Here is a 25,405-nt window from a genome sequence, read left to right as displayed (position 1 = left end):
GGTTCTACAACGTCGCGCCCTGCTTGTCTCGCCCGGCGGCCCCGTAGAAGCCATACTGGGACGGTGCCGGAAGCCGCTGCTGATGGCCCCGCGAAACTGCCGCCGCGGCCCGTAAATCGGCCGCTTCCGCCCTTGCCCGGCGGGCATCCGCCTCATGCTGGCGCGCCGCACGGCGCCAGTGCCGTTGGCGGAACCATGTCGCTATGCCGCCCGCCGCCACCCCCAAAATGGCCACCGTGATGATCACGGCAAACAGCGGCAAGCTCACCGCGATTGCCGGATCGATCGAATTGAAGGGGTCGAACGATACCGTCACGAAATGGCGGTTGGCGACGGCGAAAATGATGAAGATCAGCCCTAAGGGAATGACGACCAGCGCCGTGAAGAACTTTCGCATGACCATTTCTCGCAGTGATGGAGAAAGGCGGGCACGAGGCCCGCAACACGGCTACAGATCGCAAAAATTGGTTACGCGCCGGCCTCGGGAGAGCCGTTGTCGCGGTTCAGCCGCTCGCGCATTTCCTTGCCCGTCTTGAAGAACGGGACGCTCTTCTGGTCGACCGGCACATGGGCGCCGGTGCGCGGATTGCGCCCCGCCCGCGCCGGGCGATGCTTGACCGAGAAGGCGCCGAAGCCGCGCAGCTCGACACGGTCGCCGCGCGCCAAGGCAGCGACGATCTCATCGAGGATCGCGTTCACAATGTTCTCCACATCCCGCTGATAGAGGTGCGGGTTGTGCTCGGCGATGCGCTGAACAAGTTCGGATTTGATCATCGAAGTTGGGGTCCGGGATCGTGCGGACTTCCATTTCCGTGAAAATGCCTTGCACTGTCAAGACGCTAATTCACTTTTGGGCAGCGCGAAATGGTGTGACAAACGGCCCGGAAGGGGTTTGTGGCAACACCCGCAATGCGGGAGAACGTCACGAAGGGCAGCCGCTGCGGCTCAGTTGGAGGCTGCGGGGCGCCACAATGCCAGCATGCCGTCGAGCGCGAGCTGATCGACCGCCTGGGCGACGCCGGCCTGTTCAATCTGGCGTGCAATGGAACTCAAACCGAGCGCCTCGAACGCGATGGAAGCCGCCGTTCGCAGAAACGTCAGGTCGCCAAGCTGCGGATTCAGCTTGTAATCGCGCACCGGCAGATCTTTCTTGATCTTCTTCTCGGCGACCAGCCATGCAACGGCTGCTTTTTCATCGCCGAGCTGATCGACCAGTTTCAGTTCGACCGCCTGGCGGCCGGTGAAGACCCGTCCGTCCGCGACTTTTTCCAGTAGCGCCTCATCCATGCCGCGCCGCTCCCTCACCAGGCCGCGGAACCAGGCATAGGAATCCTTCACCAGCGCGTCGAGCGCAGCGCGCGCTTCAGGACTGGTCGGCTCGAAACCATTGGGCGCGGCCTTCAACGGCGAGGATTTCACCTCCTCGACCTTGACGCCCACGGTCTTCATCAGCTCGGTGAAATTCGGATATTGAAACAGCACGCCGATCGATCCGACCAGCGAGCTCTGCCGGGCGACGATATGATCGGCGGCCATCGCCGAGATGTAACCACCCGACGCGGCCAGCCCCTCCACCACCACGACGAGCGGTTTCTTGGCCTTCAGGCGCACCAGCGAGTCGTAGAGCTGCTCGGAGCCGGCCGTGGTGCCGCCCGGCGAGTTGATGTGCACGATAACCGCAGCATGGCTCGATTTCTCCAGCCGCTCCAGCGCCTCGACGCGCTGCTGGTCGCTGCGGATCAGCCCTTCGATATTGACACGCGCGATCGACCCCGATGGGGTCAGGGCAGCCGGCCCGCTCGTTGTCGCGATTGCACCGGCGGCGACGATCGCCGCGATGGTCACCAGGCCAGCCATGATGCGCCAGAACGTGAGCTTCCGGCGGATCCTGCGGCGATCGACGATCACGTCCGAATCGAGCGACATCGAAATTCTCCTGAAAGCATCAGCCCGTTTTGCAGTCGCAGCGTGAGCGAAGCGTTACCTGAATACATCAATTGCGATGCAATATGAAGAAAGCAAGGCTCCCTCGTCCCCGCGCACGCGGGGACCCATAGCCACAGGCGCTGATTGTCGCATTCGATGGGGCTCCAGCGCGCCCAATACAATCCACCTGTGGGTCCCGGATCGCGCGGAGCCTGTCATCGGGCGCGCATTCGCGCGACCCGTTGGCTTGTCCGGGACGACGGATAGAAAAAGGCCCCGGTCGAAACCGGGGCCTGATGTCGCAGGCAATAAGCGAACGCTTACTTCTCGCGGTTCTTGAGCGCCGTGCCGAGAATATCGCCGAGCGTCGCGCCCGAATCGGAGGAGCCGTATTGCGCGATGGCTTCCTTTTCTTCGGCAACTTCCAGCGCCTTGATCGAGACCTGCACCTTGCGGGCCTTCTTGTCGAACTGGATCACGCGGGCATCGACCTTCTCGCCGACGGCGAAGCGTTCGGCGCGCTGATCGTTGCGGTCACGGGCCAGTTCGGAGCGCTTGATGAAGGTGGTGAAGTCGGTGCCCGAGATCTTCACCTCGATGCCGGCTTCCTTCACCTCGAGCACTTCGCAGGTCACGACCGCGCCCTTCTTGACGTCGCCGGGTTCTGCGAAGGGGTCGCCTTCGAGCTGCTTGACGCCAAGCGAGATGCGTTCCTTCTCGACATCGACGTCGAGCACCACGGCCTTGACCATGTCGCCCTTCTTGAAATTGTCGATGACCTGCTCGCCCGGCAGCTTCCAGTCGAGGTCGGACAGATGGACCATGCCGTCGACGTCGCCGTCGAGGCCGAGGAACAGACCGAACTCGGTCTTGTTCTTGACCTCGCCCTCGACCACCGAACCGACCGGGAACTTCTCGACGAAGACTTCCCAGGGGTTGCGCATGGTCTGCTTGAGGCCGAGCGAGATGCGGCGCTTGACCGAATCGACTTCGAGCACCTGCACTTCGACTTCCTGCGAGGTCGAAACGATCTTGCCGGGGTGCATGTTCTTTTTGGTCCACGACATTTCCGAGACATGGATCAGGCCTTCGATGCCCGGCTCCAGTTCGACGAAAGCGCCGTAGTCGGTGATGTTGGTGACGCGGCCGGTGAAGCGCGCGTTCAGCGGGTACTTCGCCTCGATGCCCTGCCACGGATCGTCCAGCAACTGCTTCATGCCGAGCGAAATGCGGTGGGTCTCGTGGTTGATCTTGATGATCTTGACCTTCACGGTCTGGCCGATGGTCAGCACTTCCGTCGGGTGATTGACCCGGCGCCAGGCGATATCGGTGACGTGGAGCAGGCCGTCGATGCCGCCGAGATCAACGAACGCACCGTAATCGGTGATGTTCTTGACCACGCCGTCGATCACCTGACCTTCTTCGAGGTTCTGCACCAGTTCCTGGCGCTGCTCGGCGCGGGTCTCTTCGAGAACCGTGCGGCGCGACACCACGATGTTGCCGCGGCGGCGATCCATCTTGAGGATCTGGAACGGCTGCGAGTTGTTCATCAGGGGAGCGACGTCGCGGATCGGGCGGATATCGACCTGCGAGCGCGGCAGGAAGGCGACAGCGCCGTCGAGGTCGACGGTGAAGCCGCCCTTGACCTGGTTGAAGATGACGCCGTGAACCTTCTCGTTGTTGTTGAAGGCCTTCTCGAGCTTGCCCCAGCTTTCCTCGCGGCGCGCCTTGTCGCGCGACAGCACGGCTTCGCCGAGCGCATTCTCGATCCGGTCGAGGAACACCTCGACCTCGTCGCCGACCTTGAGATCGCTTTCGCGGCCGGGGCCGGCGAATTCGCGCAACGCCACGCGGCCCTCGGTCTTCAGGCCGACATCGATGACGGCCATGTCCTTTTCAATTGCAACCACCTTGCCCTTGATGACGGAGCTTTCCTGCAGATTGCCGCCGGCAAAGGACTCGTCCAGCATCGCAGCGAAATCGTCGCGGGTCGGATTATAAGAAGCAGCAGTAGTCGAAGCCATTTGTTCTCCAATGCGGGATATTGCCGGCCGTTCGGGTTAAAGGGCGCATCGCGCGTGAAGTGTCAGGGGTCCGCAAACCCTGACGACCGCATTTGCGGAGGGCGCAAAAGCGGGCCGGCAGCATGCCTGCACGTTCGATACGTTTGATGTCGCGCATTCCGCAAAAGCGGGTACCGGTTCAGCGGAAGAGTGCGCGTAGCGTCAGAAATCCGGAGCCTGAAACGAGCATATCGACTTCAAGAACCTGGAGCGGGCTTTCCTCCAATGACGGCGGGAAGTTCAAACCTCCGGCCGGCCCGCTCGGACAGCCCTGATCTCATCGATGGCGGCCCGGATGGCCGTGGATATAGCCCCACGGGCCATTTTCGGCAAGCCGGAAATGCCCGATTTACAGGCGGTTCGGGCCGCCGCGACGGGTCAAATCCTGGCTATTTCCGCTGGGCGCGGACGGCCTCGACGATGGCAATTGCGGCGCGAACGCCGGCCTCGATGTCGAGATTGGAATTATCCAGGACGTGGGCGTCGTCGGCCGCCTTGAGCGGGGCGGCAGCGCGATTGCGGTCCCGCTCATCGCGCTTGAGGATATCGGCCAACACCAGCGCCTCATCGGCCTCCTCGCCCCGCGCGCGGGCTTCGAGCGTCCGGCGGCGAGCCCGCACCTGCGGATCGGCGACTACGAAAATCTTTACGTCGGCATTCGGGCAGATCACGGTTCCGATGTCGCGCCCGTCAAGCACGGCGCCCGGCGGACCGGCCGCGAACTGGCGCTGAAAATTGACCAGCGCCTCACGCACGCTGGGGATCGCCGACACCACTGAGGCGGCGTCCCCAATCCGTTGCGTCTTCAGCTCTGGATGTCCGAACTTCTCGGGATCAAGCTCCATCGCGACAGCGACCGCCCGCGCCTCGTCCGTCAGATCGAACCCCTCGTCCAGCAACGCCTTCGCCACCGCGCGATAGATCACGCCGGTATCAAGGTGGCGATAGCCGTAATGATGAGCGAGGCGTTTGCCGAGCGTGCCCTTGCCGGATGCCGCCGGTCCGTCGATGGCGATGATCATGTTTGCCTATGGCCTGGATGGATGAGGGCCGCGCGCCCGTCGCAGCGGCCGTTCTTCGGTGAAAATGTTGCGCGAAGCAAACTCGGCCGGGCTGCTGAAGGTCAGGTATTCGCGCATACCGTCATCAGCAAACGGTGACGCATGCCACGCATGGTCGAGATACCTGTTCGGCGAAAAAGCCCACGCAGGGACGGTTGGCAGACCATGCTGATGAGCGAGATATTCCGCGACCGCCCCCAGCAATCCCTCGAGATGGGCGTCACCCGTCGGCCTAGGCTCATCGCGGAGCATGGCTACTCTCTGCGCGGTCGTTCCGGCGAGATAGAATTCGTCAAGAAATTCCGACAACGCCTTGTCGCGCGTTTCCCCTGCCATGATTCGATCAGCCGTCTGTGCGAGGGTATTGGGGCGCATCGATAGCAGTATCTCCAGCGAGCAGACGTTTTAGCACGAAGCGCTGCTTGTCTGCATCTGCAGCACTCCTCGGGAAAAATTCGGCCAACACACCTATCGCCTGTTCAACATCCGTCAGCCCGAGGACCTTCAAGAGATGAGCGGCGTCCGACATGTCTTGCGCGCCTTTGTCGAAGTCTGAAATGCGCAGCGATTTCAGCTTCAACGCCAGCATATAGCGCGCGGTCGGGATGAACACCGATAGACCGACATGCTCGCTACGCCTTGGAAAGGTACCATAGGCGAGGTGATCCCGGTCATGGCTTGCCAGCGGGCTCAGATGAAAAGTTACCGCATCGTTGAACCAGGTCGCCGACCAACCGTTTTTGGCTGCGATTTCGGTTACGGCTTGCGAAAGCCATTCAGGCCAATCGGTTCCAAGTTCGCGAATATCCACGTCTTCGGTCGCAAGCCGAAAATTGCTCGCCAGCATCAGCGCGGACCCGCCATACACCGCGATCTGCAACTTCGTTCCGGCCTCGACCGCAGCACGCCCGATCTGATCGAAAGCGTCCAGGAGCGCATCGCGATCGAAGGCTGCACTCATCGCGCCTGCCTCATGAAAACTCAGCTCCCAGCGATCGCATCATCGGAATGAAATCCGGAAAGCTGGTGGCGATGAAGGCGGTGTCGTCGACCTTGACCGGCTTGTCGGCTGCGAGCCCCATCACCAGCGCCGACATGGCGATCCGGTGGTCCATGTGGGTGGCGACGAGACCGCCGCCAGGCACGTGGCCGCGACCCTCGACGATCAAATCATCGCCCGCGATCTCGACCCTGACGCCGTTGACGCGCAGCATGTCGGCGGTCGCCTCCAGTCGGTCGGACTCCTTGACGCGCAGTTCCTGCAGGCCGCGCATGATGGTGGTACCTTCGGCAAAGGAGGCTGCGACCGCGAGCACCAGATATTCGTCGATCATCGAGGGCGCGCGCTCCGGCGGCACCTCGACGCCGCGCAGTTTTGAGGCGCGCACGCGCAAGCGGGCCATCGGCTCGCCGGCGTCGCCGCGAACCTCGCTTTCCTCGATGGCGGCGCCCATCTCGCGCAGCGTCGTGAGCAGGCCGGTGCGCAATGGGTTGGTCATGACGTCGAAGAAAGTCACGTCGGAGCCCTCGACGATCAGCGCCGCCACGATTGGAAATGCCGCCGAGGATGGATCGGCAGGCACCACGACCTCGGCGCCATGCAGTTCGGGCTGGCCGGTGAGCGCGACCTTGCGGCCGTGGCTGCCTTCCCTGACCGAGACGATATCCGCGCCGAAATGTTTCAGCATCAGTTCGGTGTGGTCGCGGCTGGCTTCCTGCTCGATGACGGTCGTGACGCCAGGCGCGGCAAGTCCCGCCAGCAGCACCGCCGACTTGATCTGAGCCGAGGCCACCGGGGTGCGATACAGGATCGGCACGGGATCGCGGGCGCCATGCAGCGTCAGCGGCAGGCGGCCGCCTTCCTTGGTCTCCCCGGCCTTCGCCCCCATCAGTTCCAGGGGATCGAGGATCCGGCGCATCGGACGGGAGCGCAGCGAGGCATCGCCGTCGAACACGGCCGTGATCGGACAGCCGGCCACAGCCCCCATCACCAGCCGGCACCCGGTCGCCGGAATTGCCGAAATCGAGCGGGGAGGCCGGCTGGGCGAAGCCTGCCACGCCCACGCCCCTGACCTGCCAGGCAAACGGCCCGGTTCGCTCGACCTGGGCGCCCAGCGCCTGCATCGATTTGGCGGTGTTGAGGACATCCTCGCCCTCGAGCAGGCCGGAGATCCTGGTTTCGCCGACCGAAAGCGCCCCCAGGATGAGTGCGCGGTGCGAAATCGACTTGTCGCCGGGAACGCGGACTTTCCCGGCCAAGGGACCGCTGGCGCGGGATTCCAGCGGGGTCTGGGTGGTTGAATGGGTCAAGATGGTGGTCCTCTGCGGGGGCGGCAGTATCACATGGACCACACGGCGTCACGCCGCCTTCAAAAGCTTCAAAGCGCTATTGACACCGGCCCCTCAACTAGCCAAGTGAAGCACCGTTTTTCAGAATTTCCCAGGATCTACACGTGGCCAAAGCCGATCTCGGAACCAAGCGTATTTGCCCGACGACGGGTAAAAAGTTCTATGACCTGAACAAGAGCCCGGTGATTTCGCCCTACACCGGCGAGGTCGTCCCGATTGCCCCGATCGCGCCGCCGCGAGCCGCCCGTGGCGATGCCGCGCGCGCGGCAGCCGCCGCGTCGGCTACCGCTGCTGCCGATATGCCGGAGGCCGCCGAGGCAGAAGAATTGGTCTCGCTCGAGGAGGCCGATGCCGAGGAGAACACCGGCAAGGTCAAGGCCGTGGTTCCCGAATCGGAAGACGATATCGAGATCGACGAGACCATCGAGGACGATGACGACGACGATTCCACCTTCATTCCTGACGAGGAAGAGGGCGATGAGGACGTTACCGACATCATCGGCGACGTCGGAGGTGACGAAGAGACTTGAGATCGGCCCTAAACTGTGGTTCAGGGTCATTGCCCGCACGCCGAATTGAGGCGCGCGATTCTTACGGGGCCATAGCTCAGCTGGGAGAGCGCTTGCATGGCATGCAAGAGGTCGGCGGTTCGATCCCGCCTGGCTCCACCACGCTTCGCCAAGAAGCGCCTCTAGCCGCCCGTCCCTCACTCCCCCACCACCGCATTCAACCGGTCGCGCAACGCGACGATCTCGTTCTTCATCGCCACGAGTTCGCCGACCGAGCAGGCCGACGCCGCCAGGATCGCCTGCGGCACAGCCCGCGCTTTCTCCCGCAGCGCCTCGCCTTTTGACGTCAGCGCGATCAGCACCTGCCGCTCGTCCTCGGTGCTGCGTGTCCGCTTGATGAGCTCAGCCGCCTCCAGCCGCTTGAGCAGCGGCGTGAGCGTGCCGGAGTCCAGATGCAGCCGCTCGCCGATGTCTTTCACCGGTACGCCATCGCGCTCCCACAGCACCAGCATGACCAGATATTGCGGATAGGTGAGTCCGAGCCGGTCGAGCAGCGGCTTGTAGACGCGGTTGAACGCGTGCGCGGTGGAATACACCGCAAAGCAGAGCTGATTGTCGAGCTTCAGCGGCAGGTCTGCCGCGTGTTTTCTGGCCATCACAACCTCGTCAACGGGCGGCGCCCCTGCCCCGATTCGGAGCCGCAAGCGCTTGATTTCAATTGCATACAATTAAATCGCGGCCTCTGCAATAATGTAGATTGTGCAAAATCTAATTGTGTGCAATACATAGTCCACCGAAACGGCCAACCCAGAGGAGACCGACATGTCCGTGAACGTGCTCTACAAGACCAGCGCCAAGGCAACCGGCGGCCGCGATGGCCACGCCGCCACCCTCGACGGCGCACTCGACGTCAAGCTCGCCACCCCGAAAGAACTCGGCGGCGGCGGTGGCGCCGGCAACAATCCTGAGCAACTGTTCGCGGCCGGTTATGCCGCCTGCTTCATCGGCGCGATGAAATTCGTGGCTTCGCAGGGCGGGCCGAAGGTGCCGGCGGACGCCTCGGTGACCTCCACCGTCGGCATCGGCCCGCGCTCGGCCGGCGGCTTCGGCCTCGATATCGAACTCGCCGTTTCGCTGCCTGGCGTACCCAAGGCGGATGCGGAGGCCCTGGTCGCGAAGGCCCACCAGGTGTGCCCCTATTCCAACGCCACGCGCGGCAATGTCGACGTGCGCCTGACCGTCGTCTGACGGCGCTGCCCGATGGCCCGCCGCTGGTATCGGCGGGCCGTTCGTCCCGTGGAATTTTCACCTCGTGCTACGGCGGCCGCGTCATGCGCCTGTGCGCGAGACGCCATTGCCGCCGCGCCTGAAGACCGCTAGCTCAAAGCCTCCATTCTCATCCTGAGCGAAGGTCTTCTCCATGAGTTCTCCCGGCGCAATGACCGGCCTGCGCGTGATCGATCTGACGCGCGTGCTTGGCGGCCCCTATTGCACGCAAATCCTCGCCGACCACGGCGCCGACGTGATCAAGGTCGAGCCGCCGGCCGGCGACGAGGTACGCGACTGGGGCCCTCCGTTCCACGAGGAGGATGCGGCCTATTTCGTCGGCATCAACCGCAACAAGCGCTCGATCGGCCTTGACCTCGCGTCCGAAGATGGGCGCGCGGTGCTGATGAAGCTATTGGAGACGGCCGACGTCCTGATCGAGAATTTCAAGCCGGGCACGCTCGACAAATGGGGCATCGGCAACGACGTCTTGCGCGCGAAGTTTCCAAGACTGGTGCACTGCCGGATTTCCGGCTTCGGCGCCGACGGTCCGCGCGGCGGCAATCCCGGCTATGACGCGATCATCCAGGCCATGACCGGCATGATCGCGGCGACCGGCTCGCCCGAAAGCGGCCCGATGCGGATCGGCGTTCCCCTGGTCGACATCACCACCGGGCTTTACGCGGCGATCGGCATCCTGATGGCGCTGTCGGAGCGGCAGCGTTCGGGGCTCGGCCAGTTTCTCGAAACCACGCTGTATGAAACCGGCCTCGCGATCATGCATCCGCACACCGCGAACTATTTCATGCATGGCAAGCCGCCGTCGCTTACCGGCAACGAGCACCCGAACCTCGTTCCTTACGCGATCTTCCCGACCAAGACCGACAACATCTTCATCGGCGTCGGCAATGACGGCACCTTCCGCAAGCTCGCCAAGGAAATCGGCAAGCCCGAACTCGGCACCGATCCGCGCTTTGCCCGCAACAAGGACCGGATCGCCAACCGCGAGGCGCTGCGCGCCGAGCTCGCTGCCGTGTTCAGCCAGCACGAGGCCGAACCGCTCTGCAATCGGCTGCTGGCGGCGGGATTGCCGGCCGGTCCGGTGCAGAAGATCGACCAGGCGCTGACCAATCCGCATACGCTGCATCGTGGCGATATCATTGAAAAGGACTGGTACAAGGGCGTCGCCTCCCCGATCCGGCTGGAGCGGACCAAGCCCAGCCTGCGCCGCACGCCGCCGAAATTCAGCCAGCACACATCGGAGGTGCTGGGCGAGTTCGGCTACTCGAAGGGCGAGATCGAGGCGCTGGTCGCCAAGGGCGCGGTCTGCGGCCCCGAACGCAAGCGCTAAACGTCGTCGCCCTGCGAACGCAGGGCCCATACGCCGCGGCTTCGCTTTGGGCACTATGGTAGCCGCTCTGCTTCAACCACAGACCGCTGTGGTTATGGGCCCCTGCGGTTCGCAGGGGCGACGGCTACCATTTGCGCCTTCGCCTATTTTCCGGCTTCCCTCCGCGCACGCTTTCCCACTAGCATCCTTTCGCTTATAGGGTCATTTGCACGTCATCCGGCGCTGTTATCGCGCGAAACGAAGGTGACGACCCCAACCCGGAGGAATTACATGGCATTTCGACAATTTGGCCCAGCCGCGGCAGTCACTGCTGCGCTGGCGTTCGCAACACCTGCCCACGCTGTGACCGAGATCCAGTGGTGGCACGCCATGACCGGCGGCAACAACGATGTCGTCAACAGGCTTGCCGAGGAATTCAACGCCAGCCAGTCCGACTACAAGATCATCCCGTCCTACAAGGGCAGCTATCCCGACACCATGAACGCCGGCATCGCGGCGTTCCGGGCCGGCAACGCACCCCACATCATGCAGGTGTTCGAGGTCGGCACCGCCACCATGATGAGTGCCAAAGGCGCCATCAAGCCGGTCTACCAGCTCATGAAGGATGCCGGCGAGCCGTTCGATCCCAAGGCGTACCTGCCGACCATCACCGGCTACTACTCGACCTCCAAGGGCGAGATGCTGTCGTTCCCGTTCAACTCGTCCTCGATGGTGATGTGGATCAACAAGGACGAATTGAAGAAGGCCGGTGTCACGGAAATCCCGAAAACCTGGCCCGACGTGTTCGCCGCCGCCAAAAAGCTGAAAGCAGCCGGCCACGATACCTGCGGCTTCTCCAACGCCTGGGCCCCCTGGGCGCATATCGAGCAGTTCTCCGCCTGGCACAATGTGCCGATCGGCACCAAGGCCAACGGCCTCGACGGTTTCGACACTGAGCTGAAGTTCAACTCGCCGCTGCATGTGAAGCACCTGCAGAACCTCGTCGACCTGCAGAAGGACAAGACCTACGACTATGGTGGGCGCCTCAGCACCAACGAAGCCCGCTTCGGCTCCGGCGAGTGCGCGATCTTCCTGACCTCGTCCGGCTACTATGGCACTGCGAAGGGCACCGCAAAATTCGACTTCACCTCAGCGCCGATGCCCTATTACCCTGATGTCGCCGGCGCTCCGCAGAACTCGATCATCGGCGGCGCGTCGCTGTGGGTGATGGGCGGCAAGAAGCCGGAAGAGTACAAGGGCGTCGCAAAGTTCTTCACCTTCCTGTCGGACACCAATCGCCAGGCCAAGCTGCACCAGGAGTCCGGCTATCTGCCGATCACCAAGGCGGCCTACGAGAAGTCGATCAAGGACGGCTTCTATGAGAAGAACCCGACCCTGCAGACTCCCTTGAAGGAACTCACCAACAAGGAGCCGACCGAGAACTCGCGCGGCCTGCGCTTCGGCAACATGGTGCAGATGCGCGACCTCTGGTCTGAGGAGATCGAGGCGGCGCTGGCCGGCAAGAAATCCGCGAAGGAAGCCCTCGATGCCGCCGTCTCCCGGGGCAATGCGATGTTGCGCACTTTCGAGAAGACTGCAAAGTAGGCGAAGCTGAACCAGACTACCGGCGCTCCCTCCTGCAATGCGGGAGGGAGCGCTTGCATCACCGGTAAGACCGCGACGCCTGAATGGAAAAGTCCACCGTCTTCAACAATCGCCTGTTGCCTTATCTGCTGCTGCTGCCGCAGCTCGTCATCACGGTTGTCTTCTTCTACTGGCCGGCAAGCCAGGCGATCTGGCAGTCCTTCCTGCGCGAGGACGCGTTCGGCCTGGTCTCCGAATTCATCGGGCTGGAAAATTATCAGGCCCTGTTCGCTCAGCCGGAATATTACCGGTCGATGCTGACGACGGTGGTCTTCTCGACGCTGGTTGCGGCGCTTTCGCTCTCGATCGCGCTGTTGTTCGCAACCCAGGCCGACAAGAATCTGAAGGCCGCGCCCGCCTACAAGACGCTGATGATCTGGCCCTATGCGGTGGCGCCTGCGGTGGCCGGCGTGCTCTGGTTCTTTATGTTCCAGCCATCGCTCGGCATGCTGGCGCGCCCGCTGCGCGGCATGGGTCTCGACTGGAATCCGCTGCTTAACGAGAACCACGCCATGACGCTGGTGGTGATGGCGTCCGTCTGGAAGCAGATCTCCTACAATTTCCTGTTCTTCCTGGCCGGCCTGCAATCGATCCCGAAAAGCGTGATCGAGGCCAGCGCCATCGACGGCGCCCGGCCGGTGCGCCGCTTCTGGACCATCATCTTCCCGCTGCTGTCGCCGACGACGTTCTTCCTGCTGGTGGTCAACGTCGTCTACGTCTTCTTCGACACGTTCGGCATCATCGACGCTGTCACCGGCGGCGGACCCGCCGGCGCCACCACTACCATGGTCTACAAGGTCTACGCCGACGGCCGTCTCGGCGGCGACCTCGGCGGCTCGGCGGCGCAGTCGGTCGTGCTGATGGTCATCGTGATCGCGCTGACCGCGATCCAGTTCCGCTATGTCGAACGCAAGGTGCAGTACTGATGGTCGAGCACCGCCCGCTCACCGATTTCATCGCCTACGCCATCCTGACGCTTGGCGTGTTCATCGTCGCTTTCCCGGTTTATCTCGCGCTGGTCGCCTCGACCCATGACGCGGCGACCGTAGTCGGTGGCCACATGCCGGCGTCGCCCGGCAGCCGCACGCTGGAAAATTACTACCGCGCCATCTTCGTCGGCGGTTCGCGCACCAGCCGCGAGCCGGTGGCCAACATGCTTATCAATTCCTTCGTCTCGGCGATCGGCATTGCGGTGGGCAAGATTTTCATCTCGATCCTGTCGGCCTATGCGGTGGTCTATTTTCGCTTCCCCTTCCGCAAGACCGCGTTCTGGATCATCTTCATCACGCTGATGCTCCCGGTCGAAGTGCGCATCTATCCGACCTACAAGGTAGTCGCCGATTTGCGCCTGCTCGACACCTATGCCGGCCTGATCCTGCCGCTGATTGCATCCGCCACCGGCACGCTGCTGTTCCGCCAGTTCTTCATGACGGTGCCGGATGAACTCCTGGAAGCCTCGCGGATCGACGGCGCCGGCCCCTTCCGCTTCTTTTGGGATACGCTCTTGCCGCTGTCGGTGACGACCATGGCGGCGCTGTTCGTCATCCAGTTCATCTATGGCTGGAATCAATATCTCTGGCCGCTTTTGATCACCACGCAGGATTCGATGCAGACCATCGTGATTGGCATCAAGAAGATGTTGGTGGCGACCGACGAGCTGGCCGAATGGCAGCTCGCAATGGCGACTGCGGTCCTCGCCATGCTGCCGCCGGTCGCGGTGGTCATATTCATGCAGCGGCTGTTCGTCCGCGGCCTGGTCCAGACGGAAAAGTGAATATGGCGAATACTCGATGGCCAATGTAACGCTCCGCAACGTCCGCAAAACCTACCTTGGTGGCTTCGAGGCCATCAAGGGCATCGATTTCGAGGTCGGCGACGGCCAGTTCTGCGTGCTGGTCGGCCCATCCGGCTGCGGCAAGTCCACGCTGCTGCGGATGGTCGCGGGGCTGGAGACCATCACCGGCGGCGAGATCGATATCGGCGGGCGCGTCGTCAACCAGATCGAGCCGGCCGATCGCGACATCGCAATGGTGTTCCAGAACTACGCGCTCTATCCGCACATGAGCGTCTACAACAACATGGCCTACGGCCTGCGCAACCGCGGCATGGCGGAGGGCGAGATCAAGACGCGCGTCGGGGAAGCCGCGCGCATTCTCGAGCTCGGCGCAATGCTCGAACGCAAGCCGCGGCAATTGTCCGGCGGCCAGCGCCAGCGCGTGGCGATGGGCCGCGCCATCGTGCGGCAGCCAAAGGTGTTTCTGTTCGACGAGCCGCTGTCGAACCTCGATGCCAAACTGCGCATCGCCATGCGCGTCGAAATCCGCAAATTGCAGCGCCGGCTGTCCACGACATCGATCTACGTCACCCACGACCAGCTCGAGGCGATGACGCTGGCCGACATTCTCGTGGTGATGAACGGCGGCCAGGTCGAGCAGATCGGCAATCCGTTGGATATCTACCAGAGGCCCGCCACCACCTTCGTTGCCTCCTTCATCGGCGCCCCGCCGATGAACCTGATGCCGCTGCGCTCCGAATTGCAATCGCAACTGGCCGGCGATGCCCGCGCCGCCGAAGCCGGCATCATCGGCATCCGGCCTGAGGACTTTGTGATCTCGAACCAAACGGTGTCCGGTGGCGTGGCGCTCGGCCTCACCGTGGAAGCGATCGAGCGCGTCGGCGCCGAGACCTTCGTCTACGGGACGAGGCAGCAGGAAATGCAGGGGGTAGCCGCCACGCCGGGCGAGCTGCCGCCGGGGGAAATCATCGTGCGGATTCCCGGCGCCATCGGTCCCGCCATCGGCGAGCGAATCACGGCGGTCGCCGCGCCCGACAAGCTGCATCTCTTTACCGCCGATGGAAGGAAGCGCGTGGGCGGGTAATCCGTCATTCCGGGATGATCCGGACGGTGGAAAACCCCACCATCGCCGATTTACGCTGCATTCAGAGGTGCTTGAACCCTCCCCAAATCACCCCCATATTCCCTTCTGACGGGACGGCAAGTCGGCCGGCCGGTTGAATGGGGCGCCGCAAGGGCCCCTCAAAGTCGCTTCGAGAGGACTTTGTGATGTCTCGTGTTCCTTCGTTATCAAGTCCGTTCCTGCTTGGGTTCGACGAAATCGAGCGTGCGCTCGATCGCGTTGTCAAAGGCGCCGACGGCTATCCTCCCTACAACATCGAGCGGTGTGACCGCGCCAACGGCCAACCCGAACGGTTGCGCATCACGCTGGCGGTGGCGGGTTTTACCCGTGACCAACTCGATGTGACCATTGAGGAAAACCAACTCGTGATCCGGGGCCGCCAGCAGGACGACAAGGCTCGGCAGTACATCCATCGCGGCATCGCCGCGCGCCACTTCCAGCGCACCTTCGTGCTGGCGGAGGGGATGCAGGTGCTGGGCGCGGATTTGAAAAACGGGCTGTTGTCGATCGACCTTGCCAGGCCGGAACCTGAAAGGGTCGTTAAGACAATCGCTATCAATGAGCACGAATAATAGTGGAACAAGGAGCGGACTCGACCGCTTAGTCTCCAGAGGAGTCGAGACCATGAGTGACGTGAGTGTGACCTTCGAATCCGAAAAGGTTTCCGTTGAGGCGCTGGCCCATCTTGGTGAAGGCCATATCGCCTACGTGAAACAAGTCCGTTCCGAGGACGTGCCGGGACTGTTTCCGCAGGCGCCGAAAATCGCGCCGGGGCTGAAGCTGTTCGCGCTGCATGCCGCCGACGGCACCCCGATCATGCTGACCGACAGCCGGGAAGCTGCGATCGCCAACGCATGGAGCAACGAGCTTCAGGCCGTCAGCGTGCACTGACGCAGCACTTGCTGCTGTCACTGACGCAGCACTTGCTGCTGTCACTGACGAAGCTTCGCCGGCATTGACTGATCTGATGCCGGGTGAATGCGAGAAGAGAGTTTCGGATACGCGGGCATCGCCCGCGTATCTTCGTCAATAGCAAATTCCAATCCGCTTATATCATGATGCGATTTCGTAGAATCGCATCATGATCTTATCTCTTTGTTTGAGCATGATCTTTTCGGAAAACCGCTTCGCGCTTTTCCCGATCATGCTCTAGGCCGCGCGGACGGTCGAGAGGAATTTCTCCACTTCGCCCTTGAGATGATTGCTCTGTCCCAGCAGCGAGCGGGCCAGACCGTGCACATGCGTCGATGCTGCGCCGGTATCGGTCGCGCCGCGGTTGACGTCGGTGATGCTGCCTGCGACCTGCGTGGCACCCTGCGCCGCCTGCTGCACGTTGCGCGAGATTTCCTGGGTTGTTGCGCCCTGCTCTTCCACCGCTGCCGCGATTGCCTGCGAGATTTCCGCGATGCGGCTGATCGTGCCGCCGATTTCCTGGATCGCCGACACCGACTGATTGGTCGCCGATTGCATCTGGCCGATCTGCTCGCCGATTTCCTCGGTCGCTTTCGCGGTCTGCGCGGCAAGCGCCTTGACCTCGGAGGCGACGACGGCAAATCCACGTCCCGCCTCACCGGCGCGTGCCGCTTCGATGGTGGCGTTCAGCGCCAGCAAGTTGGTCTGCTCGGCGACCGCGCTGATCATCTTGACCACTTCGCCGATCCGGCTGGCGGACTGAGCGAGATCGGCAATCCGCGCATTGGTCTGCTCGACCTGGCTGACCGCCTCGCGGGATATCTTGTGCGAATCCTGGACCTGGCGGCCGATCTCCGACACCGACGAGGCCATCTCTTCCGCGGCCGCCGCGGCGGACTGCGCGTTGGCCGAGGATTGCTCCGATGCGGAGGCAACGGTTGCCGAGAGCATCTGGGTCACTTCGGCGGTCTTGGTTAGCTGTCCGGCAGATGATTCGAGTTCGGACGAGGCGGTCGATACGGTCTGAATGATCTTTCCAATCGCGGCATCGAAGCCGTCGGCCATCTGCTGCATCGCTGCCTTGCGTTCGCCTTCGGCCTTCGACTTCAGGCTTGCCTGCTCCTGTTCCATCGACTGAACGCGCAGCGCGTTGTCCTTGAACACCTGAACCGCGCGCGCCATGGCGCCGACTTCGTCGTCGCGGCTGAGGGCCGGGACCGAGACAGAGAGATCGCCGCCGGCAAGGCCCTTCATCACGTCGGTCATTTCGGCGATGGGGCGTATGACGCCGAATGCCACACCGAAAATGCCGGCGCCGATGACCAGAAACACCGCGGCCGAAACGCCCCACAGCACCCACGTGAACGTGCTGACGCGCCCCGTCGCCGCGACCTCCGTCGCCGCGTTCTGCTCGTTGGTCTGCTTGACAATGTCGTCGATGATGGCGCGGTGCGCGGTATAGCGTGCGGTGATCTCGGCATAGGATTTCGCCGCAGCCGTACCGTCGCCCTTGGCGAGCGCAGGCAACAGGCCGTCCTGGATTGCGGTCCAGAAGCGGCGTACCTCGCTGTCGGACTTCTCGACCAACTTCGTCTTCAGCACCGGATCGAGATCGGATTTGGTCCAGAAATCGTGCCGCTCGTCATATTCCTTCTTGAGCTGCGCAATACGGTCGCGATGCGACGAAAGCTGCGCCGGATCGTGCAGCACGAGGGTGGCCTCGAGATAGGCCTCAATGACGTATTCCGGCGGAGGCAGGATGTCGGCGATCAGGTCGTTGCCGAGCTTGATCTGGCTATAGAGCGGACCTCCGACCTTGAGCTGCGACAGCGCATAAACGCTGGTGGCAATCACGGCACCGAGGCCTAAGGCGGTAACCAATCCGAAAATCAAAATTGCGCGCGAAATCGTCAGGCGCAGCGTCATGGCAATGTTCTCCGGGCCTAGTAAAAAATCCCAGCGCCCGAAATAAGCTGCTATTTAGCTTAAAATTGCGTTTATTCTGGCGTACTACCGCCAGGAAACCGTTCCGACGCGCGGAATTACGCCGCGCTCGCCGGCGGCAGCGCCAGTACCGAATAGATCGCCTGGGCGTCGCGGGAGGCGCGCAGCTTCTTGGCGACGTCCTGGTCGCGCAACAGTCGCGCAATCCGCGCCAGCGCCTTCAAATGATCGGCGCCGGCGCCTTCCGGGGCCAGCAGCAGGAAGATCAGGTCGACCGGTTGGCCGTCCATCGCCTCGAAATCGATCGGGCGTTCCAGCCGGGCGAACAGCCCGAACAGCTTTTCCAGTTTCGGCAGTTTGCCGTGCGGAATGGCGACGCCATAGCCCACCGCGGTGGTGCCCAGTTTCTCCCGCTGCAACAGCACCTCGAATACCGAGCGCTCGTTCTGGCCGGTCAGGGCGGAAGCGCGCGCGGCCAGCTCCTGCAGCGCCTGCTTCTTGCTGATGACCTTCAAAGCGGGGAGAATCGCCTCGGGTGCGACCAGATCGGTAATCGTCATGGGGCGTTCCGAGGTGAATTAAACCGTCAGGTTGCGAGATAGGTTCTAGAACCGGGGCGTCAAGAAGATGAGACGGGAGGCGGGGTTAAGCCCGGGTCCCGATTTGCACGGCTTCTACTCCAACGCAGGCACGGTGCCAACTCCCGAACGGCCAGTTCCTGCGCCCTGCTTAAAGAGCGGCGGACCATAGGGAGGGCCAGTGGGGGCGTCAATGCCATGGGCATGATTCTCAGGGGGTAACCGAGGGAGGGTCGATCCAGCCGACATTGCCATCCGGCCGGCGGTAAATGATGTTCACCCGGCCGCTGGACCCGTGCTGAAACACGATGCAGGCGGCCCCCGTCAGATCGAGTTCCATGACCGCCTCGCTGACCGAAAGCCGCTTCAGCGACGTGGTCGCCTCCGCGATGATGACGGGGCTGTAGGATGTGACCTCCTCCTCGCCTCCCGTCGGCGCCTCGAGCACATAGCTCGACGCATCGAGCACCGGAGTATCGATCTCGGCCAGCGCCGCGGAGGCCGCATAGGCCTTCCGGGCCGAGCGGTCCTTTAGCCGGCTCTTGTAGCGGCGCAGGCGCTTCTCGATCATCAAGAGCGCCTGGTCGGCGCTGGCATAGGCATCGGGAGCATTGGAGTCGGCCTCCAGCGTAATCCCGGAGTCCAGGTGCAGCGCGCAATCGGTGCGGAAGCCGAAGCCGTCCTTGCTCAGCGTGATGTGGCCGGAATAATTGCCGTCGAAGTATTTTCTCAAGACCTCATCGGTGCGCTCGCTGACGCGCGAACGAAGCGCCTCGCCGACACTGATGCTTTTCCCGGAGATTCGAAGGGTCATTTGATGCCTCGCTTGATGCCTCGACTACTCTGGTGTTGCCGGAGCATGGCCCATTCGGAAAGCCGGTGTCGCTTTCCGGGCCGCGCTCTGTCGGGGACCTGACACTATCGCGATCTGACGCGAACGCAATCAGGCCGGCGCCGCATCGCGGGACCGGTCGGAGGAAGTGGCGGGAGCGGAAAGGGCGTTACCGAGCATGCTCTGTTTGTCGCGGCGGCGCTGGACCGAAGAAGGAATGCGCATGGCTTCGCGGTACTTCGCGACCGTGCGGCGGGCAATATCAATGCCCGATTCGCGCAATCGTTCCACGATGGTATCGTCGGAGAGGATCGCACTCGGCGCTTCCGCATCGATCAATTGCTTGATGTGGTGGCGGACCGCCTCCGCCGAATGCGCCTCGCCGCCGTCGGCCGAAGCAATCGAGGCGGTAAAGAAATATTTCAGCTCGAAACTGCCGCGATTGGTCGCCATGTATTTGTTGGCGGTGACCCGCGACACCGTGGATTCATGCATCTGGATCGCGTCCGCCACCGCTTTCAAATTCAGCGGTCGCAGATGCGCGACACCATGGGTGAAGAACCCATCCTGCTGGCGGACGATTTCGGTGGCGACCTTCAGGATGGTGCGGGCGCGCTGATCGAGTGCGCGCACCAGCCAGGTCGCGTTCTGCAGGCAGTCGCTGAAATAGGATTTGTCGCCGTCCTTGCGGATCGTCTTCGACAGCTCGGTGTAATAGACCTGATTGACCAGCACGCGCGGCAAGGTGTCGCTGTTGAGTTCGACATGCCATCCGCCGTCCGGGCCGGGCCGCACATAGACGTCGGGCACCATGGTCTGCGTGCGCGCCGAGCCGAACTTGAGGCCGGGCTTCGGATCGAGACGCCGGATCTCGCCGATCATGTCGGTGATGTCTTCGTCGTCGACGCCACACAGTTTGCGCAACGACGCAATGTCGCGCCGCGCCAGCAGATCGAGATTTTCCACCAGCGCCTGCATGGCCGGGTCGTAGCGGTTGAGTTCGCGGAGCTGGATCGCGAGGCATTCGCTCAGGTTCCGCGCGCAGACGCCGGGCGGATCGAACGTCTGCAGCACCGCGAGCACCGCATCGACGTCCGCCTGCGAGGCGCCCAGCCGCTCGGCAGCCTGCCCCAGATCCGGCGGCAGATAGCCGGCATCGTCGACCAGGTCGATCAGGTACTGCCCGATCATGCGCTGCGCCGGCGCGCTGAAGGCGACCGCGAGCTGTTCGGCGAGGTGGCCGGATAGCGTCACCTCGGCGGCGACGAAGGCTTCCAGATTATATTCGTCGTCATTGGAGGGGCCTCCGCCCCACTCGGTGTAGGCGGTCGGCGCCGCGTCCTGTGCGGCGCGCGCGGCAGCTTCGGCGGGCTCTTCGGAAAAGACGTTGTCGAGCGGTGTGTCGAGCGTCTGCTCGATCTCGGTCCGGCTGCCGAGGTCGCGGTTCAGCCAGTCCTCCTGGCCGGGCTCGAAGGTCTCGCTCCCTGGGCCGGTGCCCATATCGGAGGCATCGCCGCCGCCATCCTCGCCATAGCTGCCGGAATCGGAGAATTCGGCGCGTTCGGGTACCGGCTCGCCTGCAACCGGCGGTTCGGGGCCGTCGCTGGCCCGGTCCAGCAGCGGATTGCGCTCCAATTCCTCCTCGACGAAAGCCGAGAGGTCGAGATTCGACAGTTGCAGCAGCTTGATCGCCTGCATCAATTGCGGCGTCATCACCAGCGACTGCGACTGCCGGAACTCTAATCTCTGCGTCAGCGCCATGAGGCCAAGAACCGATCCACCAAAAGTTGGTCCGATTCTTGCTTATATTAGTCCAACGCCCTTGTACACGCCTTGACGAATGCGAAAATTGGGCTATGGCGCGACCAGCGACCGCGGGAAGCCGAGCCGCTCCCGGGCGCGCCAGAAAATCCTGATTGAGCGCAATACCTTATGACCGAACCGCCGATATTTTTGCGGTCGTGCGCTATAGTCGGAATTCCTCACCAAGGTAAAGACGGCGTACATCCGGATCGTTGACGATCTCTTCCGGACTGCCCTCGGTCAGTATCTGTCCGGCATAGACGATATAGGCGCGGTCGGTGAGGCCGAGCGTTTCGCGCACATTGTGGTCGGTGATCAGGACGCCGATGCCGCGGTTGGTGAGGTGGCGGACCAGGTCCTGAATGTCGCCGACCGCGATCGGATCGATGCCGGCAAAGGGCTCGTCGAGCAGCATGTAGTTCGGACGCGTCGCCAGCGCGCGCGCAATTTCGACGCGGCGGCGCTCGCCGCCGGAGAGCGCGATCGATGGCGATTTGCGCAAGCGCGTGATGTTGAATTCGTCGAGCAGCGAATTGAGTTCGGCCTCCCGCTTCTTGCGGTTGGGCTCGACGACTTCCAGCACGGCGCGAATATTCTGTTCGACGGTGAGGCCGCGAAAGATCGAGGCTTCCTGCGGCAGATAGCCGATGCCGAGCCGCGCGCGCTGATACATCGGCAGCTTCGTCACGTCGTGACCGTCGAGTTCGATGGCGCCGCGATCCGCCTTGATCAGGCCGGTGATCATGTAGAACACGGTGGTCTTGCCGGCGCCGTTCGGGCCGAGCAGACCGACCGCCTCGCCGCGGCGAACATAGATGCTGACGCCGCGCACCACTTGCCGCGTGCCAAAACTCTTTTCCACGCTGTGCACAGCGAGAAAGCCGGGCCGCTTGATCAGGCGCGGCGCTTCGCCGCCATTGGCCTTGGCGCGAGGCGCCTGTGGCCGTGAACGCGCTCTCTCCTCGCGGGGTTCGACGTGGGGCTCGGGCTGCGGCAATTGCAGGCCGGGCAGCGAGGCCGAACGCGCCATTGGCGGCGCATCGCGCACCGGGCTCGCCAGCATGTCGCCGAAGGAATCGCCGAGCGCGGTGATGTCCTCGCGCGAACGCGCAAAGCCTACAGGGCCGCGTTTCGCGGGGCGTCGACGGAACATGCCGAATAAATCCACCATCCCGCTTCGCTTAAGCCTTTCACGGTGATTCCGCGACGCGCCCGCCAGCGAATCGCTTCGCTAGCGAACCATGAATGAATGGATGTCCCTGCCCAGCGAAACACCCCGCCGTGCGCCCTGCCCTGTAGATACAGGCTCGCGCTACCGGCTTCAACCGTGACCGGCCCAAATAATCTTTAAGACGCTGATCTGGCTTATTTTTTACCGGGGATCAGCGAGGGTATCTGGACCGGAGCGGGCTTCGACCCGCCCGATCCCGACCCGCAATTCTCTCCCTGGATGAACATGCCCTGCACCTTGCCGCTGTCGGATTCGACGCGCGATACGCCGGTCGTCATGTCGACCTTGAGGCGGTCGCCCTTGAGCACGTTCTTGCACTGGGTCAGCACGACCCCGCCCACCATGGTGATGAGGTTGGCCCGCGTGTCGAAAATCGCAGTCTCGCCGGTCACAACCTGGTCCTTCTGCGTGACCACGACGGAGCCCTTGGCTTCGAGCCGGCGGATAGATGAGCTGCCGCCAGGCCCGGGACTCGCGGACTGCATCGACGCGGATTTCGATCCCTTGGGTGCAGCGGGCGGCGCGTCCGATGCCGGACCGGAGTCGTAAAACACCACCAGCGACTTCGAGGTCATGGTGGTATCGCCCTGCACGACCTTCACGTTTCCGGAAAAGGTCGCCTCCTTTTTCTTGTCGCGCATCTCGAGCGACGCCGCCTCGATTTGAATCGGCTGATCGCGGTTTTGCGAAAAACCCTGCATCGCATTCGGCACGCCCGACATGGCTCCTTGCGCGAAGGCGCCATCGGAGGCGGTCAACGCGAGCACAAGAGCTGCCGCCGCAAACCTGCGCGAGAACAACTGCATCATAGATATCATTTCGTGTTGGCGGACTTGCCGCTGATGGACCGCGTCTTCGGCTGAGCCTCAGGCTCGGGAGCAGGCGTCGGAGGGCTTTCCATGATCAGGTTCATCACGACATTGCCTTCGAAGCGCACGATCTCGCCGCTGTTGATGATCCTGAGCCGATCGGCGGTGAGCGTACCGTTCAGCAATTTGACGTCGACATGCTCGTCCGAGGTCACCGTTCCCTTGTTGATATCGACATAGGCCTGCGACAGTTTCGCCTCGTAGCCGGTGGAGGATTGCAGGAAGATGTCCTTTCGCAGGTCGAGCATCTGCTGCTTGCTGTCGAAAAACCCCGTGCGGGCATCCATCGTCACGGTGCTCTTGTCCTCCATCATGACCTTGGCCCGCAGCGTCTGGAGTTCGACGTGATCGGGGTTGGCCAGATCCTGGATCGCCGCCTTGGCCCACAATTCGTATGGGCGCTGGTCGGTGGAGAAGCCGGCAAGGTGCGGCGTTTCCATGGTGATCTTGGTGCCTGACACTACGAGATTGCCCATGTCGACCGGCAGCTTCGAGAGCCCCGTGATGCGGAACGGATTAAAGATCGAGATCGCGACGATCCCGGCCATGGCCAGCAGCACGGCCGCCGGAACCGCGACCCGCAGCACCCGCACCATCCGGCTGTGACGGGCGGCCGCAGCGAAGCGCGCCTCCATTCCGGTGGCAAAGGCTGGGTTCTGTATCGAGTTCACCGCGGCTCCAAAGACGCCCAAGAGGGCGTCATCCTACCCGCAATCGCGGGATTATGCAGCCCGGACACTCGCGATGAGTGTGACCGAAACGGGGCGGAGGCGGGCAGCCAGGCGCTTCAAATGGTCCCGGTCACGAATGCGCGAAGATGTCCTCGGCCTCCCAGCCGCCGAGATCGAGCTTGGCCCGGGTCGGCAGGAAATCGAAACAGGCCTGCGCCATCGCCGTGCGTCCCTCGCGCGCCAACATGGCATCGAGCCGCTCGCGAAGGCCATGCAGATGCAGCACGTCGGACGCGGCATAGGCGAGCTGCGCCTCGCTCAGACTCTCTGATCCCCAGTCGCTCGACTGCTGTTGTTTCGACAGATCGATGTTGAGCACCTCGCGCACCAGGTCCTTCAGGCCGTGACGGTCGGTGTAGGTGCGGCTCAGCCGCGAGGCGATCTTGGTGCAATAGATCGGCTGCGGCATCACGCCGAAGGTGTTGTAGAGCACGGCGACATCGAAGCGGGCGAAGTGGAAGATCTTCGTGATGGCGGGATTGGCGAGCAGCGCCTTCAGGTTCGGCGCGTCGGTGTGGCCCTTCGGGATCTGAATGACATCAGCGCTGCCATCGCCATTCGACATCTGCACCACGCAGAGCCGGTCACGATGCGGATTGAGCCCCATGGTCTCGGTATCGATCGCCACCGAATCCTTGTAGCGGGACAGATCGGGCAGGTCGCCGCGATGCAGGCGGATTGTCATGAAGGGAAGCCTCGTGTCTTCAGTCGATTCGGCGGAAACACTAGCGCCCGAAACCGTCGGAGGCGAGCGGTTGGGCATGGCTTATAGGACGGGAATTGCGGAGTTCGCCGTGATTTTGTCCGCTAATCAGGCCATCGCCCGCTTCGCGCAAGGCGACGAGCCCGCTGCCGGAAGGCAGGGCCGGCTTCCGCTCTTTGGACAGCTTGCGCGGCAGCCTGACGGTCCCTGTCATGGGTATTCTCCAGCGGGAATTATACGCTCGCCCGGACTGCAGCATATCCCTTGTCTTAAAAAACAAACGTACAGTTCCATTTAGCCATGGAAGCCGGCTCGCTGGCAACCGGTCGGGTGGGAAACGGGGCTGTTTCGCTGCGCTGCCGAATCCGCAGGGTGCTGCTCCTGTCGGCGATCAGATCAAATAGAACGGCTATGGCCCATGTTCGGGCGCGTCCGGCCGGCGCCTCGCCAGCCGCTCACATGACTTGGGCATGGGCAATACTTGGGGGGCAATACATGGGCAAGGGCAATGGTGCCCAGGAAAGGACTCGAACCTTCACGGCCGTGAAGCCACTGGCACCTGAAGCCAGCGCGTCTACCAATTCCGCCACCTGGGCCCGGGCGGGTTAGTAAGGATCAGTCACGCGCTTGTCAAATCGCTTCAATGCCATCCGAAATCCGCTGTACAGCGGGCCCACGTTGGCGTATCGCGAATCCGCTAAATCCCACCGATATCTTCGAATTTGACCGGCAGGAA

26 protein-coding genes, 2 tRNA genes and 1 pseudogene are annotated in these 25,405 nt (G+C 62.9%); 10 read left to right on the top strand and 19 right to left on the bottom strand.

The genetic code is table 11. The features are described 5' to 3' along the window. Window positions 1-4: 4 nt before the first annotated feature. From V1273_RS01230 to aroA, 8 genes and pseudogenes are all read right to left on the bottom strand, one after another. A complete protein-coding gene (locus V1273_RS01230; RefSeq protein ID WP_334365878.1) occupies window positions 5-397 on the bottom strand; it encodes a lipopolysaccharide assembly protein LapA domain-containing protein in 393 nt (130 codons plus the stop codon). Between the two features lie 71 nt (window positions 398-468). Further along, entirely contained in the window at window positions 469-774 is a 306-nt protein-coding gene (locus tag V1273_RS01225) for an integration host factor subunit beta (protein ID WP_057844774.1), read from the bottom strand. A 171-nt stretch (window positions 775-945) separates the two neighbouring features. After that, window positions 946-1,926, bottom strand: a complete 981-nt coding sequence (gene sppA, locus V1273_RS01220; RefSeq protein WP_334365877.1) for a signal peptide peptidase SppA — start codon at window positions 1,924-1,926, stop codon at window positions 946-948. Window positions 1,927-2,246: 320 nt separating this feature from the next. After that, on the bottom strand, window positions 2,247-3,950 hold the full coding sequence (gene rpsA, locus V1273_RS01215; protein ID WP_028347899.1) for a 30S ribosomal protein S1: 1,704 nt from the start codon (window positions 3,948-3,950) through the stop codon (window positions 2,247-2,249). 428 nt (window positions 3,951-4,378) lie between these two features. Beyond that, the gene (gene cmk, locus V1273_RS01210; RefSeq protein WP_057844776.1) at window positions 4,379-5,011 is read right to left on the bottom strand and encodes a (d)CMP kinase; all 633 of its coding nucleotides are present in this window, start codon (window positions 5,009-5,011) and stop codon (window positions 4,379-4,381) included. A 6-nt stretch (window positions 5,012-5,017) separates the two neighbouring features. Further along, window positions 5,018-5,386 (bottom strand): hypothetical protein, encoded by a 369-nt coding sequence (locus V1273_RS01205; protein ID WP_334365875.1) that lies wholly within the window; start codon window positions 5,384-5,386, stop codon window positions 5,018-5,020. Window positions 5,387-5,393: 7 nt separating this feature from the next. After that, entirely contained in the window at window positions 5,394-6,011 is a 618-nt protein-coding gene (locus V1273_RS01200) for a hypothetical protein (RefSeq protein ID WP_334408464.1), read from the bottom strand. Window positions 6,012-6,021: 10 nt separating this feature from the next. Beyond that, a pseudogene (gene aroA / locus V1273_RS01195) lies at window positions 6,022-7,360 on the bottom strand (3-phosphoshikimate 1-carboxyvinyltransferase). Between the two features lie 143 nt (window positions 7,361-7,503). Between aroA and V1273_RS01190 the strand changes: the two are divergent. Beyond that, window positions 7,504-7,929, top strand: coding sequence for a TIGR02300 family protein (locus V1273_RS01190; protein WP_028347902.1), 426 nt, complete (start codon window positions 7,504-7,506; stop codon window positions 7,927-7,929). Window positions 7,930-7,994: 65 nt separating this feature from the next. Next, a tRNA-Ala gene (locus tag V1273_RS01185) sits at window positions 7,995-8,070 on the top strand. A gap of 35 nt (window positions 8,071-8,105) precedes the next feature. On the opposite strand, the gene V1273_RS01180 is transcribed toward V1273_RS01185, so the two are convergent. Continuing rightward, window positions 8,106-8,564: a MarR family winged helix-turn-helix transcriptional regulator gene (locus V1273_RS01180; protein ID WP_334365869.1), complete on the bottom strand. Its 459-nt coding sequence runs from the start codon at window positions 8,562-8,564 to the stop codon at window positions 8,106-8,108. 166 nt (window positions 8,565-8,730) lie between these two features. On the opposite strand from V1273_RS01180, the gene V1273_RS01175 reads away from it, so the two are divergent. From V1273_RS01175 to V1273_RS01140, 8 genes are all read left to right on the top strand, one after another. Further along, window positions 8,731-9,156: an organic hydroperoxide resistance protein gene (locus V1273_RS01175; RefSeq protein WP_065746395.1), complete on the top strand. Its 426-nt coding sequence runs from the start codon at window positions 8,731-8,733 to the stop codon at window positions 9,154-9,156. A gap of 172 nt (window positions 9,157-9,328) precedes the next feature. After that, window positions 9,329-10,525: a CaiB/BaiF CoA transferase family protein gene (locus V1273_RS01170; protein WP_334408463.1), complete on the top strand. Its 1,197-nt coding sequence runs from the start codon at window positions 9,329-9,331 to the stop codon at window positions 10,523-10,525. A 270-nt stretch (window positions 10,526-10,795) separates the two neighbouring features. After that, window positions 10,796-12,109, top strand: a complete 1,314-nt coding sequence (gene ugpB / locus V1273_RS01165) for a sn-glycerol-3-phosphate ABC transporter substrate-binding protein UgpB (RefSeq protein WP_334408462.1) — start codon at window positions 10,796-10,798, stop codon at window positions 12,107-12,109. Window positions 12,110-12,192: 83 nt separating this feature from the next. Then, complete coding sequence (gene ugpA / locus V1273_RS01160; protein ID WP_334408461.1) at window positions 12,193-13,074, top strand: sn-glycerol-3-phosphate ABC transporter permease UgpA; 882 nt, start codon at window positions 12,193-12,195, stop codon at window positions 13,072-13,074. After that, on the top strand, window positions 13,074-13,922 hold the full coding sequence (gene ugpE / locus V1273_RS01155; RefSeq protein WP_334365866.1) for a sn-glycerol-3-phosphate ABC transporter permease UgpE: 849 nt from the start codon (window positions 13,074-13,076) through the stop codon (window positions 13,920-13,922). The genes ugpA and ugpE overlap by 1 nt, the downstream gene beginning before the upstream one ends. 16 nt (window positions 13,923-13,938) lie before the next feature. Continuing rightward, window positions 13,939-15,027, top strand: a complete 1,089-nt coding sequence (locus V1273_RS01150; protein ID WP_334408460.1) for a sn-glycerol-3-phosphate import ATP-binding protein UgpC — start codon at window positions 13,939-13,941, stop codon at window positions 15,025-15,027. A gap of 185 nt (window positions 15,028-15,212) precedes the next feature. After that, window positions 15,213-15,638 (top strand): Hsp20 family protein, encoded by a 426-nt coding sequence (locus V1273_RS01145; protein WP_028347911.1) that lies wholly within the window; start codon window positions 15,213-15,215, stop codon window positions 15,636-15,638. A 52-nt stretch (window positions 15,639-15,690) separates the two neighbouring features. Continuing rightward, entirely contained in the window at window positions 15,691-15,957 is a 267-nt protein-coding gene (locus V1273_RS01140; protein ID WP_028347912.1) for a DUF1150 family protein, read from the top strand. A gap of 258 nt (window positions 15,958-16,215) precedes the next feature. Here V1273_RS01140 and V1273_RS01135 read toward each other — a convergent pair whose 3' ends face one another. The 10 genes from V1273_RS01135 to V1273_RS01090 form a co-directional block, all read right to left on the bottom strand. Beyond that, window positions 16,216-17,904, bottom strand: coding sequence for a methyl-accepting chemotaxis protein (locus V1273_RS01135; RefSeq protein ID WP_334408459.1), 1,689 nt, complete (start codon window positions 17,902-17,904; stop codon window positions 16,216-16,218). 116 nt (window positions 17,905-18,020) lie between these two features. Beyond that, window positions 18,021-18,482, bottom strand: coding sequence for a PTS IIA-like nitrogen regulatory protein PtsN (gene ptsN, locus V1273_RS01130; RefSeq protein ID WP_028347914.1), 462 nt, complete (start codon window positions 18,480-18,482; stop codon window positions 18,021-18,023). A 229-nt stretch (window positions 18,483-18,711) separates the two neighbouring features. Then, entirely contained in the window at window positions 18,712-19,314 is a 603-nt protein-coding gene (gene hpf, locus V1273_RS01125; protein WP_334408458.1) for a ribosome hibernation-promoting factor, HPF/YfiA family, read from the bottom strand. Window positions 19,315-19,443: 129 nt separating this feature from the next. After that, on the bottom strand, window positions 19,444-21,093 hold the full coding sequence (rpoN, locus tag V1273_RS01120; protein ID WP_334408457.1) for an RNA polymerase factor sigma-54: 1,650 nt from the start codon (window positions 21,091-21,093) through the stop codon (window positions 19,444-19,446). 205 nt (window positions 21,094-21,298) lie between these two features. Continuing rightward, window positions 21,299-22,306 carry an LPS export ABC transporter ATP-binding protein gene (gene lptB / locus V1273_RS01115; RefSeq protein ID WP_334365861.1) on the bottom strand — a complete coding sequence of 336 codons (1,008 nt, stop codon included), beginning with the start codon at window positions 22,304-22,306 and terminating at the stop codon, window positions 21,299-21,301. 194 nt (window positions 22,307-22,500) lie between these two features. Further along, the gene (locus tag V1273_RS01110) at window positions 22,501-23,184 is read right to left on the bottom strand and encodes an LptA/OstA family protein (RefSeq protein WP_334371562.1); all 684 of its coding nucleotides are present in this window, start codon (window positions 23,182-23,184) and stop codon (window positions 22,501-22,503) included. Continuing rightward, on the bottom strand, window positions 23,181-23,906 hold the full coding sequence (gene lptC, locus V1273_RS01105) for an LPS export ABC transporter periplasmic protein LptC (protein ID WP_442894049.1): 726 nt from the start codon (window positions 23,904-23,906) through the stop codon (window positions 23,181-23,183). The genes V1273_RS01110 and lptC overlap by 4 nt, the downstream gene beginning before the upstream one ends. Before the next feature lie 130 nt (window positions 23,907-24,036). Next, complete coding sequence (locus V1273_RS01100; RefSeq protein ID WP_334365858.1) at window positions 24,037-24,651, bottom strand: ribonuclease D; 615 nt, start codon at window positions 24,649-24,651, stop codon at window positions 24,037-24,039. A 40-nt stretch (window positions 24,652-24,691) separates the two neighbouring features. Further along, window positions 24,692-24,883, bottom strand: coding sequence for a hypothetical protein (locus V1273_RS01095; protein WP_334408456.1), 192 nt, complete (start codon window positions 24,881-24,883; stop codon window positions 24,692-24,694). 295 nt (window positions 24,884-25,178) lie between these two features. Next, window positions 25,179-25,265: transfer RNA gene (locus V1273_RS01090), tRNA-Leu, on the bottom strand. Window positions 25,266-25,405: the final 140 nt, after the last annotated feature.

The sequence above is a fragment of the Bradyrhizobium sp. AZCC 1721 genome (genome assembly GCF_036924715.1).
Taxonomy (GTDB): domain Bacteria; phylum Pseudomonadota; class Alphaproteobacteria; order Rhizobiales; family Xanthobacteraceae; genus Bradyrhizobium.
This window is presented reverse-complemented; position numbering and strand designations above follow the sequence as displayed.

Excerpts from the sequence above, each read along its gene's own strand:
- V1273_RS01175 (WP_065746395.1), top strand. The coding sequence starts at position 8,731 with ATGTCCGTGAACGTGCTCTACAAGACCAGCGCCAAGGCAACCGGCGGC.
- V1273_RS01225 (WP_057844774.1), bottom strand. The coding sequence starts at position 774 with ATGATCAAATCCGAACTTGTTCAGCGCATCGCCGAGCACAACCCGCAC.
- sppA (WP_334365877.1), bottom strand. The coding sequence starts at position 1,926 with ATGTCGCTCGATTCGGACGTGATCGTCGATCGCCGCAGGATCCGCCGG.
- V1273_RS01110 (WP_334371562.1), bottom strand. The coding sequence starts at position 23,184 with ATGATATCTATGATGCAGTTGTTCTCGCGCAGGTTTGCGGCGGCAGCT.
- rpsA (WP_028347899.1), bottom strand. The coding sequence starts at position 3,950 with ATGGCTTCGACTACTGCTGCTTCTTATAATCCGACCCGCGACGATTTC.
- V1273_RS01230 (WP_334365878.1), bottom strand. The coding sequence starts at position 397 with ATGCGAAAGTTCTTCACGGCGCTGGTCGTCATTCCCTTAGGGCTGATC.
- V1273_RS01095 (WP_334408456.1), bottom strand. The coding sequence starts at position 24,883 with ATGACAGGGACCGTCAGGCTGCCGCGCAAGCTGTCCAAAGAGCGGAAG.
- ugpB (WP_334408462.1), top strand. The coding sequence starts at position 10,796 with ATGGCATTTCGACAATTTGGCCCAGCCGCGGCAGTCACTGCTGCGCTG.
- V1273_RS01145 (WP_028347911.1), top strand. The coding sequence starts at position 15,213 with ATGTCTCGTGTTCCTTCGTTATCAAGTCCGTTCCTGCTTGGGTTCGAC.
- V1273_RS01180 (WP_334365869.1), bottom strand. The coding sequence starts at position 8,564 with ATGGCCAGAAAACACGCGGCAGACCTGCCGCTGAAGCTCGACAATCAG.
- V1273_RS01140 (WP_028347912.1), top strand. The coding sequence starts at position 15,691 with ATGAGTGACGTGAGTGTGACCTTCGAATCCGAAAAGGTTTCCGTTGAG.
- V1273_RS01100 (WP_334365858.1), bottom strand. The coding sequence starts at position 24,651 with ATGACAATCCGCCTGCATCGCGGCGACCTGCCCGATCTGTCCCGCTAC.
- hpf (WP_334408458.1), bottom strand. The coding sequence starts at position 19,314 with ATGACCCTTCGAATCTCCGGGAAAAGCATCAGTGTCGGCGAGGCGCTT.
- lptB (WP_334365861.1), bottom strand. The coding sequence starts at position 22,306 with ATGGTGGATTTATTCGGCATGTTCCGTCGACGCCCCGCGAAACGCGGC.
- V1273_RS01200 (WP_334408464.1), bottom strand. The coding sequence starts at position 6,011 with ATGAGTGCAGCCTTCGATCGCGATGCGCTCCTGGACGCTTTCGATCAG.
- ugpA (WP_334408461.1), top strand. The coding sequence starts at position 12,193 with ATGGAAAAGTCCACCGTCTTCAACAATCGCCTGTTGCCTTATCTGCTG.
- V1273_RS01135 (WP_334408459.1), bottom strand. The coding sequence starts at position 17,904 with ATGACGCTGCGCCTGACGATTTCGCGCGCAATTTTGATTTTCGGATTG.
- V1273_RS01150 (WP_334408460.1), top strand. The coding sequence starts at position 13,939 with ATGGCCAATGTAACGCTCCGCAACGTCCGCAAAACCTACCTTGGTGGC.
- cmk (WP_057844776.1), bottom strand. The coding sequence starts at position 5,011 with ATGATCATCGCCATCGACGGACCGGCGGCATCCGGCAAGGGCACGCTC.
- ugpE (WP_334365866.1), top strand. The coding sequence starts at position 13,074 with ATGGTCGAGCACCGCCCGCTCACCGATTTCATCGCCTACGCCATCCTG.
- V1273_RS01170 (WP_334408463.1), top strand. The coding sequence starts at position 9,329 with ATGAGTTCTCCCGGCGCAATGACCGGCCTGCGCGTGATCGATCTGACG.
- V1273_RS01205 (WP_334365875.1), bottom strand. The coding sequence starts at position 5,386 with ATGGCAGGGGAAACGCGCGACAAGGCGTTGTCGGAATTTCTTGACGAA.
- rpoN (WP_334408457.1), bottom strand. The coding sequence starts at position 21,093 with ATGGCGCTGACGCAGAGATTAGAGTTCCGGCAGTCGCAGTCGCTGGTG.
- ptsN (WP_028347914.1), bottom strand. The coding sequence starts at position 18,482 with ATGACGATTACCGATCTGGTCGCACCCGAGGCGATTCTCCCCGCTTTG.